The organism is Paraburkholderia sp. EB58 (genome assembly GCF_050436665.1).
Classification (GTDB): Bacteria; Pseudomonadota; Gammaproteobacteria; order Burkholderiales; family Burkholderiaceae; genus Paraburkholderia.
In genome coordinates this window covers 19,231-35,266 of sequence record NZ_JBNDMQ010000023.1, presented here as the reverse complement: position 1 = coordinate 35,266, position 16,036 = coordinate 19,231, and the positions used below count along the sequence as shown (strand labels likewise).

Below are 16,036 nucleotides of genomic sequence, written 5' to 3'. Positions count from 1 at the left end.
TTCCCTGGTTCACAGCGGCAGTTCGGACGACGCGGGTTCGAGCGCCGCGGGCGGCAGCTTGGCGCGGCGCTCCGGCGGCAGCGCCTGGAGCGCGCGGCGGCCGCGCAGGCCGAGGAAATACTCGCGGATAAACGGATGATCGACGCCTGCGGCTTCCTCGACCGGGGCCGCGACCAGCACCTTGCGATCGGCCAGTACGGCGACGCGAGTGGACAGCGCGACCATCGTGTCGAGGTCGTGCGTCACCATCACAACGGTCAGGCCGAGCGCGCGATGCAGCGTGCTGACCAGCTCGACGAACTCGTCCGAGGCTTGCGGATCGAGCCCGGCAGTCGGCTCGTCGAGAAACAGCAGCTCCGGTTCGAGTGCGATCGCGCGGGCGATGCCAACCCGCTTGATCATGCCGCCCGACAGCGCCGAGGGCATCTTCGACGCATGCTTGCAAGGCAAACCCACCATCTCGAGCTTCAGCATGACGATGTCACGCAACAGGTCCTCAGGGATCTTGCCGAGCTCGCGCAGCGGCTGCGCGATGTTGTCGAACACCGAGAGCGACGAGAACAGCGCGCCGCGCTGGAACAGCATGCCGGAGCGGCTGCGCATCAGAAGCGCGGTTTCCGGGGAGATGGTCGAAAGGTCCTCGCCGAACAGCTTGATGGTGCCGGACGTCGGCCGTTCGAGCCCGAGGATCTGGCGCACCAGCGTGGTCTTGCCCGAACCCGAGCCGCCGACGATTGAAACAATCTCGCCGCGCCGCACCTCGAAATTCAGGTGCTGATGCACGATGTTGCGGCCGTAGCGTTTGGTCAGATCGCGCACCTCGATCACCGGCTCGGCGATCGAGGGCAGCGGCTGGCCGCGCACGGATTCAGTCAGCGGCGTGCTCATCCTAGCCCCACGTTCTGGAACAGGATCGCGAACACGGCGTCGGCGAGAATCACGACCGTGATCGACGTCACCACCGAGGTCGTCGTGCCCTCACCGAGGCTCTGCGAATTCGCCTTGATACGGAACCCGAAATGGCAGCCGACGATGGCAATCAGCATGCCGAACGCCACGCCCTTGCCAAGGCCGATCCAGAGGTTCGCGACCGGCACCACGCTCGGCAGCGCGCGGAAGAAATAGCTCATGTCGATGCCGAGCACTATCTTTGCGGCGAGCGCACCGCCGGTCAGCGCGACGATGTTGGTCCACATCACGAGCAGCGGCATCGCCACGCCGAGCGCGAGCACGCGCGGCAGGATCAGCCGCAGGCCATGCGGGATGCCCATGACGCGCATGGCATCAAGTTCCTCCGTGACGCGCATCACCCCGATCTGCGCGGTGATCGCCGAGCCCGAACGGCCGGCCACCAGAATCGCCGAGAGCACGGGGCCGAGTTCGCGAATCACCGACAGTCCAAGGATGTTGACGATGTATTGGTTCGCGCCGAATAGCCTCAATTGTTGTGCCGACAGGTAGCTCAACACGATGCCGATCAGGAAAGCAACCAGCGCGATGATGGGCAGCGCCTTGGCGCCCGCGTTGTAGACGTTCGCCGAGATTTCGGTCCACGGCGTGATCTTCGGATTGCGCAATATCGCGAGCAGGTCGAGTACGACACGCCCGAACATTGCGATGCCGCCGTACAGGTGTTCGAAGAAGGAGAACAGTCCGAGGCCGAGCCGGGTGAACGGGTCGTACCGCACTACAGGTTCGGGCGTATCGCGCATGGTATCGAGCAAGGCGATGCGCTGAAAAATGTCGCGCTGCGTATCGTTCAGTTCAGTCAGTTGGGGCGGCAGCTTGTGGCCCCATACGCGCCAGAGCGCCTGGCCGCCGACGTGGTCCATGCGCTCGATGCGCGATAGATCCCAGTGCATCCCCTCGACGCCGATGAGCGAACGCAGACGGGGCACGACCTTGCCGGTAGCGCGGTCACGCGCGAGCGCAAGCGCCGTCCACTCGCCGGAGAGCCGGACGATCTTGCCTTGGCTGCCTGCCGCGACTTCGAGGCCGGGCGGAGTGTCGTAGTTCAAGGATCGCTGGATTCTGGTTATCGGATCAGGGGCCATTGTAACGAACGCGGCGCGAAGGAACGGTCCTCTTGCGCTCCAAGTGGGTCTTCGTTGCCCCCTGTCGCTACAATATGCAGCATGAACGCTTCCAAGTCCTCATCCCATGCCGGCCCGACCGGCGACTGGCGCATCGACCGGGATCGCGCCGTCGCGCTGTTCGGTGCTCACGCGCACGACTGGCCGATCGAAATCGTCGAGGAAACCGGCTCCACTAACGCCGACCTGATGGCGCGGGTCAAGGCGCTGCCGCGCAAGTCGACCGCGCTGCCGCGGCCGATCGTGCGCGTCGCCTATCTGCAGACCGCCGGACGCGGCCGGCGCGGGCGCACGTGGTATGCCGAACCGGGCAATGCCCTGCTGTTTTCGGTGGCGTGCGTGTTGCCGCGGCCGCTCGAGGGACTCGCGGGCCTGAGTCTCGCGGTGGGCGTGGCGCTCGTCGACGGGCTGCGCTCGCTGCCGGTCGCAGGACCCGGGCAGATTGCGCTGAAATGGCCCAACGACGTGCTGCTGGAAGGCGACAAGCTCGCCGGCATCCTGATCGAAACAGCATGGAGTACCGAGTATGCGAGCGCCGTGGTGATCGGCATCGGCACCAATGTAAAAGGCGCGGACGAACTGGCGGCCAAGGTCAGCGCACTGAATGCTAACGTGCCGCCGCAGGCGCGCGGCACGGTGCCGACCGCGCTCTCGCGTGCGCTGCCCAATGCCAATCTGACCGATACGCTCGCGGCCGAACTGAACGCGCTCGAGCCTGCGCTCAAACGCTTCGGCGCGGAAGGCTTCGAGCCCTTCCAGGCGCGCTGGAACGCTTGTCACGCCTATGCGGGCCGCGAAGTGGTGCTGCTCGAACAGGGTGTGGAAATCACGCGCGGCGTGGCGGCGGGCGTCGACGAAAGCGGGCAGTTGCTGCTCGACACGGCATCGGGACGCGAGGCCATCGCCACCGGCGACGTCTCGTTGCGTCTGGCCGACGGCACTGCATGAGCGGCGCGCCTTTTCTGCTGATCGACGCGGGCAACAGCCGCGTCAAGTGGGCGCTGGTACAGGCGGACGGCACGCAGATCCATGCGGGGGCGTTTGCGCATGGCGGCGTGGGTGGAGGCGCTTTGACGACCCCGGACTGGTCGCAACTACCGCTCCCCGCCAGCGCATGGATTTCCAACGTAGCGGGAGAAGCTGTCGCGCAGCGTCTCGCAGCCTTGCTCGACACGCACTGGCCCGCCCTGCCGCGCACCACGATTCGCGCCTGCGAGCGGCAATGCGGTGTGACCAACGGCTATACGACACCCTCTGCACTCGGCAGCGACCGCTGGGCCGGGCTGATCGGTGCACGCGCGGCGTTTCCCGGCGAGCCGCTGCTAATTGCGACGTTCGGCACCGCCACCACCCTGGAAGCGCTGCGGGCCGACGGTATGTTCGTCGGTGGCCTGATCGCGCCCGGCTGGTCGCTGATGATGCGCTCGCTCGGCGAGCACACGGCGCAACTGCCCACGCTCGATGCCAACGCGGCGCGCGGTCTGTTGACGCCCGGCGCCGGCAACAGCACCGCGCAAAGCAACGGGCCGCCAGCCGGCCACGAATTCAACGGCCCGTTCTTCGCCACGGACACGCCTCGTTCACTGTCGGCGGGTTGCGCGCTGGCGCAGGCTGGCTTGATCGAAAGGATGTGGAACGACCTGCAGGCTGCGTGGGGCGTGCCGGTACGCCTCGTCGTGGGCGGGGGCGCCGCCGACGAAGTGACAGCCGCACTCAAAGTACCGCATACTCGCCACGATTCGCTCGTGCTGTCCGGTCTCGCGCTGATTGCCGCCGATGCAGGCGCACCGGCGAGCCACAGCTGAGCCCCGCGCCTGATGCACGCCGCACCTTTTAGACGGAGACTCCAACGATGCTGCGCTGGCTGATCGCTATTCTGTTTCTTGCCAACCTGCTCGCGTTCGCGACGCTGCGCGGCATATTCGGCCCGTTACCCTACGCGGGCGCGCGCGAGCCGGGTCATCTGAATCGCCAGATTCACCCGGAAACACTGAGGGTGCAGCCGGTTTCGGCCGCCGAGGCGGCCGATCTCGCGGTGGTCGGCGGACCGGCGCCGGCTCCGGCAATTGCCGCGTCGGAACTGGGCCAATAAAGTTAGCAAACTCGCTGGCGGTCGTTCAGCCGTGCGACTCAACCCTGCGCGCGGACCTTCTTGAGAAGTGCGGTCGTCGAGCGGTCGTGCTCGAACGGAATCGCCAGCGCGCGGCCGCCCCAGCCGCGCACCAGCGCCGACTCGGGGAGCTTATCCATGTCGTAGTCGCCACCCTTGACGAGGATGTCAGGGTGCAGCGCTTCGATCAACGACACCGGCGTCTGCTCTTCGAAGCACACTACCCAATCGACACTTTCCAACGCCGCAAGCAAGGCCATCCGGTCGGCTTCGTTGTTGATCGGCCGGTCGTCGCCCTTGCCGAGCCTGCGCACCGAGGCATCGCTGTTCACCCCGACAATCAGGCAGGCGCCGAGCGCCTTCGCATCGGCCAGATAGGTGACGTGACCACGGTGCAGGATGTCGAACACCCCGTTTGTGAACACCACCGGCCCAGTAAGCGAAGGACGCAGTTGGGCAAGGGCCTCGCGGGTCATGAGCTTGCGTTCGAAAGTAACGGCCATGGGGAATCGGAGAAAAGAAAGGAATGGAGAAGGCGCTGCCGCCACGATACACGTCATGCAAACGGCCCGGCAGGCTTGCACCTGTCGGGCCGTTCTTTCACACGTTGCGTGTCACCTGGCGCCTCGCGCCAATGCAAAACGCCCGGGGGACCGTCAGGCCGGCTGTTCAGCCGACTTCTGATCGGCCTGCAGACGCGCGACCACTTCCTTGCGATAGCGGTTCAGTTCCTGCGCCGTATTGAAGGTACGCTCGAACAGGATGGACAGGTTGTGCAGGATGCGTTCGACCACCTTCTTTTCCCAGCCGTCGTCGAAGCGGATCTGCTCGTCGAGCCAGCGCTCGAGCCACTCCGGATCGGGAAGGCGCGACTGGATCGTGTCACGCGGGAACAGTGCCTGATTCACGTGCAGGTTGGTCGGGTGCAGCGGCTTTTCTGTGCGCCGCGCCGATGCCATCAGCACGCCGATCTTGGCGAACGCAGCACGCGCGACGTCGCCGCAATTCGTCATGGCCTTCTTCATGTAGCGCAGGTAAGCGCCGCCATGACGCGCCTCGTCGCGCGAGATGGTTTCGTAGATGGCCTTGATGACCGGCTCCGTATGCCATTCGGCAGCACGACGATACCAGTGGTTCAGGCGAATTTCGCCGCAGAAGTGCAGCATCAGCGTTTCGAGCGGGGGCGCCGGATCGAATTCGAAGCGCACGGCGTGCAGTTCTTCTTCAGTCGGGCACATTTCCGGCTTGAAACGGCGCAGATACTCCATCAGCACCAGCGAGTGTTTTTGTTCTTCGAAGAACCACACGCTCATGAAGGCCGAGAAATCGCTGTCATGATGATTGTCGCGCAGGAACATTTCCGTTGCGGGCAACGCAGACCATTCGGTGATCGCGTTCATCTTGATCGTCTTGGCCTGTTCATCGGTCAAGAGCGATGCATCGAATTTATCCCAGGGAATGTCTTTCTCCATGTCCCATCGAACGGATTCGAGCGATTTATAAAGTTCCGGATAAAGCATGGTGTTCATAGTCCCACCCCTGTTCTGCGCATTGCGACGTCTGTTTTGTGTCTTTTGCAACTCTTGCTAACGGCGAACGAAACACACGCGTTCGCGAGCCAAGCATTCAATTTTACGCGGGAATCAGCCACGCAGATGCACCCTGCGGCAAAGAAGTCCTGCGGCATGTGTGCGCACGCTAAACACCGCGGTGTCGCGCCACGCGGCCACCCATGCGCGAACTTACCCAACGCAACCGGTGCAGCCTGCCAGATGAAAGCCGCTATCCAGCCCCGCGCCGGTCGAACCGGTGGCAAACGGGCGGCGGATTGATTGTTTTCGGGGCGCGCCCAAGGGCCAAACAAGCTTACATCATGATAGCACGCGGGCCTGACGCCCCTTCCTTACATAGGGTCACAAGCATGTGGCCCCTTGATCGATCTCAATAAAGTAGCGGAGGTTCGTGTTCTGCCTGTGACGAAGGTCGAACGCAATGCGTGTGCCCGGCCGGGATCGGTGGTGTGATGCGCGGGACGTGGGCGCTACCTCGCGCGCAATCCCGGCAAGCGACTGTAGCGCGCCCGCCTGGTAGGCGGCGCGTGCGCCGCCGCCCATCAGAACTAGCCCGAGCCGCACGCTCAAGACACGCTCTCTGTCATGCCAGCCCCTCTCACTCAGGCTGCGAAGGCGTCTTCTTCGTGGCGCGCGGCCGGCTCGGCGTGCCGCTCGACGGCCGGGCGGCAGACGCCCGCTTCGTTGCGGACTCCTTCGCAGACGGCTTGGCCTCGTCAGGGCTTTCGGCGGCGCCGGCTTGCGCCGCATCTTCTTCTGGTGCCGACGACTCAGCGGCTGCCGCCGCGCCGGGCTGCGTCATCGCAAACTGCGCGATCTGGTTGAACTGCGACTGCAGCAGGTTCCACCAGGCGGATGCATCGAAACCTGGCGCGTTCCCATCCTCGCCCGCTTCCGGCTCCGCACCGCCCGCGGCTTCGGCGCGCGGCGCAGCGGCCGGTTCGGGACGTGGCTTCTCTGGCGCTGGGGTAGGCGCGGCGGCGGCCGGTTGCGCCATCGACTGCTGCGCGAAGGCGCCGAACGCGCGCAGCGTCGCGAGCGTAGCGCGCTGCACTTCAAGCGCCTGAATCGCCGACTGCAGCATGTTCAGATTCAGCTTGAGCCACTGTTCGACCGCGCGCATGTCGGTGATGCGCTTGTCGAGTTCTTCGACGTTGGTAAGCGGCGCCATCATGTCGGACATCAACGACAGCGACGGTCCGAGGCCCGGAGTCGCGCCCGCCCCTGCGCCGCCCTGAAAGGCCGAGCCGAACGGAGTGAGCCGCATCATGTCCCACATGCGGTCCATCATTTCACCGGGAGGAAAACCCGGGAAGCCGGGAAAGGGCGGCGTGGAGCCAGGGGTATCAGTCATGCGTTTCTCCTCGCAGCAGACAGGGATGGATTGGGAGCAGTACCGGACGCGTTTCGTCCGATCATACCCCGCGAAATGGGCTTGTCACATGTGCAGCGCAGGGCGTCTAGCGGTCCCCGCGAAAATCCGGTGCGCGCCGCTCGCGCAGTGACGTCACGCCTTCGCGCACATCCGGACCAGCGAAGCCCATGAACTCGAGCGCGAGCGACGTATCGAAGGTCGGTCCTGCCGAACGCAACCAGTTGTTCAACGCGTACTTGGTCCAGCGAATCGCCGTTTGGGAGCCGTGCGCGAGTTTCTCCGCCACTTCAAATGCTTTGGGCAACAGATCATGTTCGTCGACCGCCAGCGATACGAGACCGATTCGCTCGGCCTCTTCACCGCTGACCGGTTCGCACAAAAGCAGGTAGTACTTGGCCTTCGCCATGCCGCACAGCAGGGGCCACACGATCGCCGCATGATCACCTGCTGCGACGCCGAGGCGCGTATGACCGTCGATGATGCGCGCGCTCTTCGTCGCAATCGAAATATCGGCGAGGAGCCCCGCCACCAGGCCCGCGCCGACTGCCGGCCCGTGCATGGCGGAGACGATCGGCTTGCTGCAATTGATCACGTTGTAGACGAGGTCGCGCGCCTCGCGCCAGACGCGGGTGCGAACCTCGAAGTCGGTCGCCATCTGCTCGACGAGCTGCAGATCGCCACCCGCCGAAAAGCCCTTGCCTTCGCCGCGAATGACCGCGACGCGTGTGTCGGGATCCCGGTCGATATCGCGCCAGATTTCGGCAAGTTCGCGATGCATCCGCGCATCGGCGGTGGCCAGTGCGCTCTTGTTGGCGCCCTCGCCGCTCATGATGACTTCAAGGATGCCATGCGGATGCCGCCGCAAACGCAGCGACTGGTAATGCGCGTAGAAGACGGGGTCGTTGATCGGGGATTCGTGAGACATGGCTGTCAGTCCAGTAGATCAGAAACGCGATAGATCGATACGTCAATGTGAACGCGACGCGGCACGTGGTTCGCGCTGCTGCAGATTCAATCTGGTTGATAAACCCACTTGCCGTTGCTGATTTCCACCATCACGCGAGCGCGCTGGTCGAGCCCGAGGTGATCGGTCGAACTCATGTTGACGACACCATTAGTGTCCGCCAGACCGTGCGTCGCTTCCAGTGCATCGCGCAACGCATGGCGAAATTCCGGCGTGCCGGGTTGCGCGCTTTTCAATGCGACAGGCACAGCGTTCGACAGCAGCATCCCCGCATCCCACGTGTACGAGCCGAAGGCCGACACGCTACCGGCACCGTGCAGCGCTTCGAAGCGCGCGATGTAGTCGAGCGCGAGGCGCTTCGCCGGATGGTCAGCCGGCAGTTGCGCCGCGACCAGCACTGGACTGGCGGGCAGGAAGGTGCCATTGCAATCCACACCGCAGACCCGCAGGAAGTCGTTATTGCCGACCCCATGGTTGTGATAGATCAAGCCCTTGTAGCCGCGCTCCTTGAGCGTCCGGGGCGGCAACGCGGCGGGCGTCCCTGCCGCGCCTACAACCACGGCATCCGGATGAGTGGCGAGGATCTTCAACACCTGGCCCGTGACGCTTGGATCGGTACGGTTAAAACGCTCGCTGGCCACGATGCTGATGTGATGGAGCTCGGCGAATTTCGCCACCTCGGCGTAGAAGGTTTCGCCAAGCGCATCGGCCTGGCCAATGTAGGCGATGGTCTTGACGCCATGCGAACTGGCATGCGCTGCGATCGCGGAAGCCATCATCGCGTCGGTTTGCGGCGTCTTGAACATCCAGTGACGCTTCGCGTCTACCGGCTCGATGATCTTCGCCGACGACGCCAGCGAGATAGTCGGCGTCTCGCCTTCTGCGATTACGTCGATCATCGCCAGCGTGTTAGGCGTGATCGAGGAACCGATGATGGCGTCGACGTGTTCTTCGGAGATCAGCTTTTTGGTGTCCTGAACGGCTTGAGTGGTGTCCGAGGCATCGTCGAGCACGATGTACTCCACCTCCTGGCCGCCCATGGTCTTCGGCAACATCGCGACGGTATCGCGGGCTGGAATGCCGAGCGACGCAGCTGGGCCGGTCAGCGAAAGCACCAGGCCGATCTTGACCTGCGCCAATGCAAAGGCCGGCCACCCGGTGCAGAGCATCGCGACGAGGCGCGCTGCCCGATTACGCAGCGAGTTGGGCAATATAGGCTGCTTCACCGGATGGATACGCTGGCGTACGAGCGCAAAGTCAAACGCACGCGCAAACACAGGCGCAAACGAGCGGAATGGCATGCATGTCTCCTCACCGCGGTTTTGTCGTTATGTTCCACTTCGCCCTTGTTGGGCCAGGCAGCGCCGGCTCGCCGCGCCGTGGCCGTCAAGCGTCTGTCAGTGTAGCGGCGCCCGACCGCTCGGCTATCGGGCGAAACCCTTTCGGTGGTCAGCGTGCCGCATCCAGCGGCGCGATACCCTGCTCGATCGACCCGAAAATCGATTTGCCAGCTTCGTCGAACATCTCGATCTTCACCGTATCGCCGTATTTCATGAACTCCGTCTGCGGCGAGCCGTGCTCGATGGTCTCGAGACAGCGCTTCTCGGCGATACAGCAATAGCCGCGCTTCGCGTCCTTGTTCGAGACCGTTCCAGAGCCGACGATCGACCCGGCGCGCAGGTTGCGCGTCTTCGCCGCGTGCGCGATCAACTGGCCGAAGTGGAACACCATGTCGGTGCCGGCGTCCGGCTGGCCGACTTTCTTGCCGTTCCAGTGGACGATCATCGGCCGGTGTACGCGACCTTCGCGCCAGTGCTCGCCCAGTTCGTCCGGCGTGACGGCAACCGGTGCGAACGAGGTGGCCGGCTTGCTCTGGAAGAAACCGAACCCCTTGGCCAGCTCCGCCGGAATCAGGTTGCGCAGTGAAACGTCGTTGACCAGCGTGACGAGACGCACGCCCTTGAGCGCCTGATCGGGAGTTGCGCCCATCGGCACGTCGGTGGTGATCACCGCGACTTCGGCCTCGAAATCGATGCCAAAGTCCTCCGAGGCGCACACCACATCGTCCTTCGGGCCAATAAAGTCGTCGCTGCCGCCCTGATACATCAGCGGATCAGTCCAGAACTCCGGCGGCATTTCCGCACCGCGCGCGCGGCGCACCAGTTCGACGTGGTTCACATACGATGAACCGTCTGCCCACTGGAACGCCCGAGGCAGCGGCGCCATACAGTCCTTCGCCTCGAACGGAAACGCATTGCGTGCACGGCCCTGATTGAGCGCGTCATACAGATCCTGCAGTTGCGGCGCGTAGAAGGTCCAGTCGTCGAGCACGCGCTGCAGCGTCGGCGCGATCGCATCGGCGATGGCCGCAGTGTGCAGGTCGCGGGACACGACGATCAATTGGCCGTCGCGCGTGCCGTCCTTCAGCGTGGCAAGTTTCATAAGGGAATGAGCCGTGTTAGTGACGATAGAGGGAATCTATTCTACGATGGTGAATCGCTGCGCCCAAATGGGCCAGCCCAAATAGGTGATTTGGGGCTGCAGAACGGCGCCGTTTGCGGTATTCCCTGCGCCGCCGCACTGGCACCTTTACATTCGATTTACCGACTGCGCATTACGCGCCTTGCTTATGCCTTCACTTGCCCGCTCCGGCGCGATCTCGTCCGACGCCGAACCCGCCGATCTGCTCGACTCCGCGGATGACGAAGCCGCTGAGGTCGGCGAGGAGAAACTGCGCTCGGGCATCCAGTCGATCGAGGTGGGCTTTCGCCTGCTCGACGTTTTGACCCACGAGCCACGCGCGATGATGCTGCGCGACCTCGCGCAACGCGCTGGCATGAGCCCGGCCAAGGCGCACCGGTATCTGGTGAGTTTCCTGCGCCTGGGTGTAGTCGCGCAGGATCCGTTGTCCGGGCGCTACGAGCTCGGCGGTTTCGCATTGCAATTGGGGTTGGCGCGGCTCGCGCGGGTCGACGGCGTGAAGCTGGCGCGGATCGCGCTCGCGGAACTGCGCGACCGCCTCGACCTGACGGTGGGCATCGCCGTATGGGGCAACCAGGGGCCGACCGTCGTGCACTGGATGGAATCGAGTCACCCGGCGAAAGCGTCGCTCAAGCTCGGCGATGTGATGCCATTGCTCAGTTCGGCCACCGGCCTGCTGTTCGCGGCCTATCTCCCGTCCAGCAAGACCGTCGCGATGATCGAGCGTGAACTGGCCGATTCGCGTCGCTGGTCGCACACCGGTGGCCCGCGCACGGCCGAAGAGGTCGAGCGTGTCCTCGTGGACGTCCGCGCCCATGAAGCCGCGCGCGTAGAAGGCATGCTGCTGCCGACAATCCACGCGTTCTGCATGCCGGTCTTCGACTCGACCGGTGATCTTGCACTCGGGCTGATTGCGCTCGGCCACGAGGGGGCTTTCGATATCCAGTGGGACGGCGAGATCGACACAGCGCTGCGCGAGTGTGCGCGCAAATTGTCGTACGAACTGGGGTACAGTCCGGCGCCGCGTTAGGATGTCGGGGTACGCAGCGACCTCGCTGCGGAACATCGCCCGCGGCCCGACGGTCGAACCCGTTCGCTGCGTCCGTCCCGCGCGGGGATCTGCCTGAAGCGGCACGCCCCGTCACATTTTTGATCCGCCAGAACCGCTCTGCCCGATGTCGTATCCGACCGCCGTCAGCCGTTCCGACCGTACGCTGCCTCACGCGACGCACCGCCGTCCGCGTGTATGGCGCTGGCTCGTCGTGCTCATGGTCGTGCTTTGCCTGCATTGGATTGCGGCGCAGTGGGTCGAACGCAATCGCGAGACGTTCACGTCCGAGAATGCGGTCCACGTGCCGGTTCAGATTGCCCTGCTGACACCCGAACGGATCGAACGCAATCCGACCGAAGCAGCGCCGCGCCCAACGGCCCCGTCCGAGCACAAGGCCAAAGTGGCCGCCAGCAAGCCGCGCGAACATGTACTGACCGCGCTGCGCCCCGGGCCCGCGCCTGTCGCAGCGGCATCTGCCCCTGCCGCAGAAGCCGCTTCCGAGGCAGCGAGCGCGGCCGCGGCGTCCGCATCAACGGCAGCCAGCGCCGTCGCAGCGGCAAGCGGGCCGGCCAGCGGACACGCTCCCGTCGTGCAGGCGGCGCCTGGCGTGAAGTTCTCGGTGCCGCCATCGGGCGATCTGCAGTACGACACGTTCTATAACGGCGTACGCAACCAGCCGGGCACGATCCATTGGTCGAGTGACGGCAAGACCTACGAGATGGTCGTGTCGGTCCCGGTCCCGTTCATCGGCACGTTCAGCTATTCGAGTCACGGCCATGTGGACGCGTTCGGCCTCGCGCCGGACCAGTACATCGAAAAGCGCGGCCACCGGGCTGAGGACGTGTCGATCTTCAACCGCACCACGAAGCAGATCGCGTTCACCAAAACGCCTACGTCTTTGCCGCTCACCGATGGTGCGCAGGATCGCTTCAGCATGGTGATGCAACTGGCGAGCCTCGTGCGCGGCGATCCGGATGCCTACAAGCCGGGCGTCACCCGTCAGTTTTTCGTTGTCGATAACGATAGCGGCGAAATCTGGCCGATTGAAACGATCGGCGACGAATCAATCCGCACGCAACAGGGTTACGTCACTGCGCGACATTTCATGCGCCTGCCGCGTCATGCCGGCGATCAGCGGCGCATCGACGTGTGGCTCGCGCCGGCGCTCGGCTGGTTGCCCGCGCGGATCTTGCAAACTGAGCCGAACGGTACCGAAATCCAGTTGGTCTGGAGCGGGCCACTCAACCCACCGGGGGGCAACGGCAATGCGAATTCATCGGAACACAGTGGTAACGCTGCGGCTTCGGCTGACGACACGGAAGCGGGTTCATCTGTGAACGCTGCGGCAAGTTCATCCGCTGGTGACAATCCAGCTGCAGCGGCGAGCCCAGCCGCTAGTCAAGGCGCAAACACGGGCGCCACTACCGCGCCGAATCCGGCCTCGAGTTCACCAGCCAACTCGCCCGCGAACGTCGCCACAAGTCCCGCGAATACCACGTCCGCACCATCTGCGACACCGGCAATACCGGTCGCAACACCGCCAATACCGCCTGCAACACCGGCCGCCCCGTCCACAGTCGACCCCGCTCCAGCCCCCGCGCCGGAAAAGCCCTAAAGTCGAGCAGGTATTCGGCAATTTGCCGAAACTTACCCACGCGCCACGACTCGCACGACAAGCGGCGCCGTTCCACTTTCCTCGTTGGGAACAGAGTTTGCTGACTCTGTCGCTCACCGTACATCACTCACCACGCATCACCGTTTATTACGGGAACAACAAGCGCCGCGCCTAGCCCCTCCACCGCATTTCCTTTGAAGGAGCCTGCATGCAAGTGAACATCAACGGTATCGACACGCGCTATGTTCTGAGCAACGAAGGCGGCGGCCCCTGGCTGACGTTCATCCATCAACTCGGCGGCGACCTGTCCGTGTGGGACCAGTTCGCCGGCTACTTCCGCGACGACTTCACTGTGCTGCGTTACGACGTCCGTGACCACGGCGCCACAGGTGTGCCCGACAGGCCGTTCAGTGTCGCGGACCTGGCCCACGACCTCGCCACGCTGCTCGACGCGTTGGGCGTCCCGCATACGCATCTGGTGGGCATGTCGATGGGCGGCATGATCGCGCAGCAGTTTGCACTCGATTACCCATCGCGCATCAATACGCTCACCTTGGCCGACACAAGCTCGGGCACCGCCCCCGAGAATCGTGCCGTCTGGGACCAGCGCGCGCAAGCCGCACGCCGTGACGGCATGGCTTCGCTCGTGCCTGCAACCATGAGCCGCTGGTTGACGCCCGATTTCCAGGCGGCACATCCAGAAGCGGTCGAACAGATCCGCGAGGTGCTGCAAGACACGCCGCCCGAGGGCTACGCGCTCGCCTGCGAGGCCTTGCGCGACTTCAATGTGCATGAACGCCTGAGTGGGATTCGTCTACCTACACTCACGGTCGCCGGCCGCCATGATGCGGGAACGCCACCTGCTGCAACAGAATTGATCGCGAAATCAATTGAAGGCGCACAATACGAACTGCTGGATGCTGCACATCTGGCACCGATCGAACAGTCTCACCGTTTTGCTGCGTTGCTTGAAACGTTTCTCGAAGCACGGGTCTAACTTGAAGGTCCGGATTTTTACCAGCGTCACTCCGGACCCACCCCTTGAATTCCACACCATACGCTCCACCTATGGCGCAGGAATGGCCAGGAGCCAACGGAAATAAGGAGTGTCGCCATGCAGATGATCTACAACAGCCCCAACTATTGTGTCGTCGAGTTCCCGCCGCAGGACGGTCCCCTCGCCATGAAGTCAGGTGGTTACGAGATCGTGGACAAGAATATGCAACGCGAGATCTACATTGACGGCGCAATGGCGGCTCGCTTTCGCGAGCACGTCACCAAGCTGATCGAAGAAGAACCGTCGCTTGACGAAGTAGACGAATTCCTCGGCCAGTTCGACAGCCTGATGCACCAACCGGTGATTCTCCACTAACACGCACGCCCCGGCGACACGTACTAAAACCCCCGTCCGGCTTGCCGGGCGGGGGTTTTGTTTTACCGGCGGCTGTCCCGCTGGTACGCGATGCGCGTTTTGTCAGCGGATTGGTGAGTATCACGCAATACTGGTGCGAGACGGCATCTTTTACCGCCTGTCACGCGTGCCGCTCGTAACCCGAGCTCGTAGAGTCCCTATCACCGCGCGCTCGCGGCCGGCGAGGCCGTTGCGCAGCGGATACAATGACAGGTTTCCTGAAAAAACTGGCGCAAGCCCACTTCTGCCATGAACCAGCCAGCCCCCACCGTCAGTCCAGCCCGCCCCGCCGCAGCCTATACGCGCGGCGCGGCGCTGCCCGCGCTTCTGCAATCGCGCATCCTGATTCTGGATGGGGCGATGGGCACGATGATCCAGCGCTACAAGCTCGACGAAGCCCGCTATCGCGGCGAGCGCTTCAAGGACTATGGCCGCGACATCAAAGGCAACAACGAACTGCTGTCGATCACGCAACCGCAGATCATCAGCGAGATCCACGAGCAGTATCTGGCGGCGGGCGCCGACATCATCGAAACCAACACCTTCGGCGCGACGACTGTTGCGCAGGCCGACTACGGTATGGAAAGCCTCGCGATCGAGATGAACCTCGAATCGGCGAAGCTGGCGCGCGCGGCCTGCGACAAGTACTCGACCCCGGACAAGCCGCGCTTCGTCGCGGGCGCGATCGGACCGACGCCGAAGACGGCCAGCATCTCGCCTGACGTGAACGATCCAGGCGCACGCAACGTGACCTTCGACGAACTGCGCACTGCGTACTACGAGCAGGCCAAGGCATTGCTCGAGGGCGGCTCGGACCTGTTTCTCGTCGAAACGATTTTCGACACGCTCAATGCGAAGGCTGCGTTGTTTGCGCTCGACGAGTTGTTCGAGGACACCGGCGAGCGTTTACCGATCATGATTTCCGGCACCGTCACCGATGCATCGGGCCGCATCCTCTCTGGGCAAACAGTCGAGGCGTTCTGGAACTCGCTGCGTCATGCGAAGCCGCTCACCTTCGGTTTGAACTGCGCGCTCGGTGCGGCGCTGATGCGCCCGTATATCGCGGAGCTGGCGAAGCTGTGTGATACGTACGTCTCGTGCTATCCGAACGCGGGCTTGCCCAATCCGATGAGCGACACGGGGTTTGATGAATTGCCGGCGGATACGTCGGGGCTCCTGAAGGAGTTTGCCCAGGCCGGGCTTGTGAATATCGCGGGTGGGTGCTGTGGTACGACGCCTGAGCATATTGCGGCGATTGCCAAAGCGCTCGCCGAAGTCAAGCCGCGCAAATGGCCGAACCAGTACCGCGACGCCGCTTGAGTTTGACTGTCGCCGCCCCGTTAAAGTAAAAGACGCACGCAACCG

Annotated in this window: 16 protein-coding genes; 8 read left to right on the top strand and 8 right to left on the bottom strand. The window is 63.9% G+C overall.

The genetic code is table 11. From position 1 onward, the window contains the following. Positions 1-9 precede the first annotated feature (9 nt). Entirely contained in the window at positions 10-888 is an 879-nt protein-coding gene (locus tag P3T40_RS28450; RefSeq protein WP_429271045.1) for an ABC transporter ATP-binding protein, read from the bottom strand. Continuing rightward, entirely contained in the window at positions 885-2,018 is a 1,134-nt protein-coding gene (locus P3T40_RS28445; RefSeq protein ID WP_429271044.1) for an MlaE family ABC transporter permease, read from the bottom strand. Before P3T40_RS28445 ends, P3T40_RS28450 begins: the two co-directional genes overlap by 4 nt. A gap of 117 nt (positions 2,019-2,135) precedes the next feature. Here P3T40_RS28445 and P3T40_RS28440 point away from each other — a divergent pair, with 117 nt between their 5' ends. The 3 genes from P3T40_RS28440 to P3T40_RS28430 are packed head-to-tail and all read left to right on the top strand — an operon-like array spanning position 2,136 to position 4,185. After that, positions 2,136-3,041: a biotin--[acetyl-CoA-carboxylase] ligase gene (locus P3T40_RS28440; protein ID WP_429271043.1), complete on the top strand. Its 906-nt coding sequence runs from the start codon at positions 2,136-2,138 to the stop codon at positions 3,039-3,041. After that, on the top strand, positions 3,038-3,898 hold the full coding sequence (locus tag P3T40_RS28435; RefSeq protein ID WP_429271042.1) for a type III pantothenate kinase: 861 nt from the start codon (positions 3,038-3,040) through the stop codon (positions 3,896-3,898). Before P3T40_RS28440 ends, P3T40_RS28435 begins: the two co-directional genes overlap by 4 nt. A gap of 47 nt (positions 3,899-3,945) precedes the next feature. Further along, on the top strand, positions 3,946-4,185 hold the full coding sequence (locus P3T40_RS28430) for a hypothetical protein (protein ID WP_429271041.1): 240 nt from the start codon (positions 3,946-3,948) through the stop codon (positions 4,183-4,185). Between the two features lie 38 nt (positions 4,186-4,223). Here the strand turns inward: P3T40_RS28430 and rfaE2 are convergent, their stop codons facing one another. The 6 genes from rfaE2 to P3T40_RS28400 all read right to left on the bottom strand — a co-directional run bounded on the left by rfaE2 (position 4,224) and on the right by P3T40_RS28400 (position 10,555). Continuing rightward, entirely contained in the window at positions 4,224-4,706 is a 483-nt protein-coding gene (gene rfaE2 / locus P3T40_RS28425; protein ID WP_429271040.1) for a D-glycero-beta-D-manno-heptose 1-phosphate adenylyltransferase, read from the bottom strand. Between the two features lie 153 nt (positions 4,707-4,859). Then, entirely contained in the window at positions 4,860-5,732 is an 873-nt protein-coding gene (locus P3T40_RS28420; RefSeq protein ID WP_429271039.1) for a ferritin-like domain-containing protein, read from the bottom strand. A 640-nt stretch (positions 5,733-6,372) separates the two neighbouring features. Beyond that, a complete protein-coding gene (locus P3T40_RS28415; RefSeq protein WP_429271038.1) occupies positions 6,373-7,128 on the bottom strand; it encodes a PhaM family polyhydroxyalkanoate granule multifunctional regulatory protein in 756 nt (251 codons plus the stop codon). A 106-nt stretch (positions 7,129-7,234) separates the two neighbouring features. Further along, a complete protein-coding gene (locus P3T40_RS28410) occupies positions 7,235-8,074 on the bottom strand; it encodes an enoyl-CoA hydratase/isomerase family protein (protein WP_429271037.1) in 840 nt (279 codons plus the stop codon). 86 nt (positions 8,075-8,160) lie between these two features. Continuing rightward, entirely contained in the window at positions 8,161-9,282 is a 1,122-nt protein-coding gene (locus P3T40_RS28405; protein ID WP_429271151.1) for an ABC transporter substrate-binding protein, read from the bottom strand. A 280-nt stretch (positions 9,283-9,562) separates the two neighbouring features. Beyond that, the gene (locus P3T40_RS28400; protein ID WP_429271036.1) at positions 9,563-10,555 is read right to left on the bottom strand and encodes a fumarylacetoacetate hydrolase family protein; all 993 of its coding nucleotides are present in this window, start codon (positions 10,553-10,555) and stop codon (positions 9,563-9,565) included. A 187-nt stretch (positions 10,556-10,742) separates the two neighbouring features. Between P3T40_RS28400 and P3T40_RS28395 the strand changes: the two genes are divergently transcribed. From P3T40_RS28395 to P3T40_RS28375, 5 genes are all read left to right on the top strand, one after another. Then, complete coding sequence (locus P3T40_RS28395) at positions 10,743-11,624, top strand: IclR family transcriptional regulator (protein ID WP_429271035.1); 882 nt, start codon at positions 10,743-10,745, stop codon at positions 11,622-11,624. Between the two features lie 145 nt (positions 11,625-11,769). After that, entirely contained in the window at positions 11,770-13,260 is a 1,491-nt protein-coding gene (locus P3T40_RS28390) for a DUF3108 domain-containing protein (protein WP_429271034.1), read from the top strand. A 208-nt stretch (positions 13,261-13,468) separates the two neighbouring features. Next, entirely contained in the window at positions 13,469-14,257 is a 789-nt protein-coding gene (locus P3T40_RS28385; protein WP_429271033.1) for an alpha/beta fold hydrolase, read from the top strand. A 117-nt stretch (positions 14,258-14,374) separates the two neighbouring features. Next, a complete protein-coding gene (locus P3T40_RS28380; protein ID WP_074263200.1) occupies positions 14,375-14,632 on the top strand; it encodes a BTH_I0359 family protein in 258 nt (85 codons plus the stop codon). A gap of 288 nt (positions 14,633-14,920) precedes the next feature. Further along, on the top strand, positions 14,921-15,991 hold the full coding sequence (locus P3T40_RS28375; RefSeq protein WP_429271032.1) for a homocysteine S-methyltransferase family protein: 1,071 nt from the start codon (positions 14,921-14,923) through the stop codon (positions 15,989-15,991). Positions 15,992-16,036: the final 45 nt, after the last annotated feature.

Excerpts from the sequence above, each read along its gene's own strand:
- P3T40_RS28415 (WP_429271038.1), bottom strand. The coding sequence starts at position 7,128 with ATGACTGATACCCCTGGCTCCACGCCGCCCTTTCCCGGCTTCCCGGGT.
- P3T40_RS28440 (WP_429271043.1), top strand. The coding sequence starts at position 2,136 with ATGAACGCTTCCAAGTCCTCATCCCATGCCGGCCCGACCGGCGACTGG.
- P3T40_RS28385 (WP_429271033.1), top strand. The coding sequence starts at position 13,469 with ATGCAAGTGAACATCAACGGTATCGACACGCGCTATGTTCTGAGCAAC.
- P3T40_RS28450 (WP_429271045.1), bottom strand. The coding sequence starts at position 888 with ATGAGCACGCCGCTGACTGAATCCGTGCGCGGCCAGCCGCTGCCCTCG.
- P3T40_RS28395 (WP_429271035.1), top strand. The coding sequence starts at position 10,743 with ATGCCTTCACTTGCCCGCTCCGGCGCGATCTCGTCCGACGCCGAACCC.
- P3T40_RS28430 (WP_429271041.1), top strand. The coding sequence starts at position 3,946 with ATGCTGCGCTGGCTGATCGCTATTCTGTTTCTTGCCAACCTGCTCGCG.
- P3T40_RS28400 (WP_429271036.1), bottom strand. The coding sequence starts at position 10,555 with ATGAAACTTGCCACGCTGAAGGACGGCACGCGCGACGGCCAATTGATC.
- P3T40_RS28435 (WP_429271042.1), top strand. The coding sequence starts at position 3,038 with ATGAGCGGCGCGCCTTTTCTGCTGATCGACGCGGGCAACAGCCGCGTC.
- P3T40_RS28420 (WP_429271039.1), bottom strand. The coding sequence starts at position 5,732 with ATGAACACCATGCTTTATCCGGAACTTTATAAATCGCTCGAATCCGTT.
- P3T40_RS28380 (WP_074263200.1), top strand. The coding sequence starts at position 14,375 with ATGCAGATGATCTACAACAGCCCCAACTATTGTGTCGTCGAGTTCCCG.
- P3T40_RS28410 (WP_429271037.1), bottom strand. The coding sequence starts at position 8,074 with ATGTCTCACGAATCCCCGATCAACGACCCCGTCTTCTACGCGCATTAC.
- P3T40_RS28405 (WP_429271151.1), bottom strand. The coding sequence starts at position 9,282 with ATGCTCTGCACCGGGTGGCCGGCCTTTGCATTGGCGCAGGTCAAGATC.
- P3T40_RS28390 (WP_429271034.1), top strand. The coding sequence starts at position 11,770 with ATGTCGTATCCGACCGCCGTCAGCCGTTCCGACCGTACGCTGCCTCAC.
- P3T40_RS28375 (WP_429271032.1), top strand. The coding sequence starts at position 14,921 with ATGAACCAGCCAGCCCCCACCGTCAGTCCAGCCCGCCCCGCCGCAGCC.
- rfaE2 (WP_429271040.1), bottom strand. The coding sequence starts at position 4,706 with ATGGCCGTTACTTTCGAACGCAAGCTCATGACCCGCGAGGCCCTTGCC.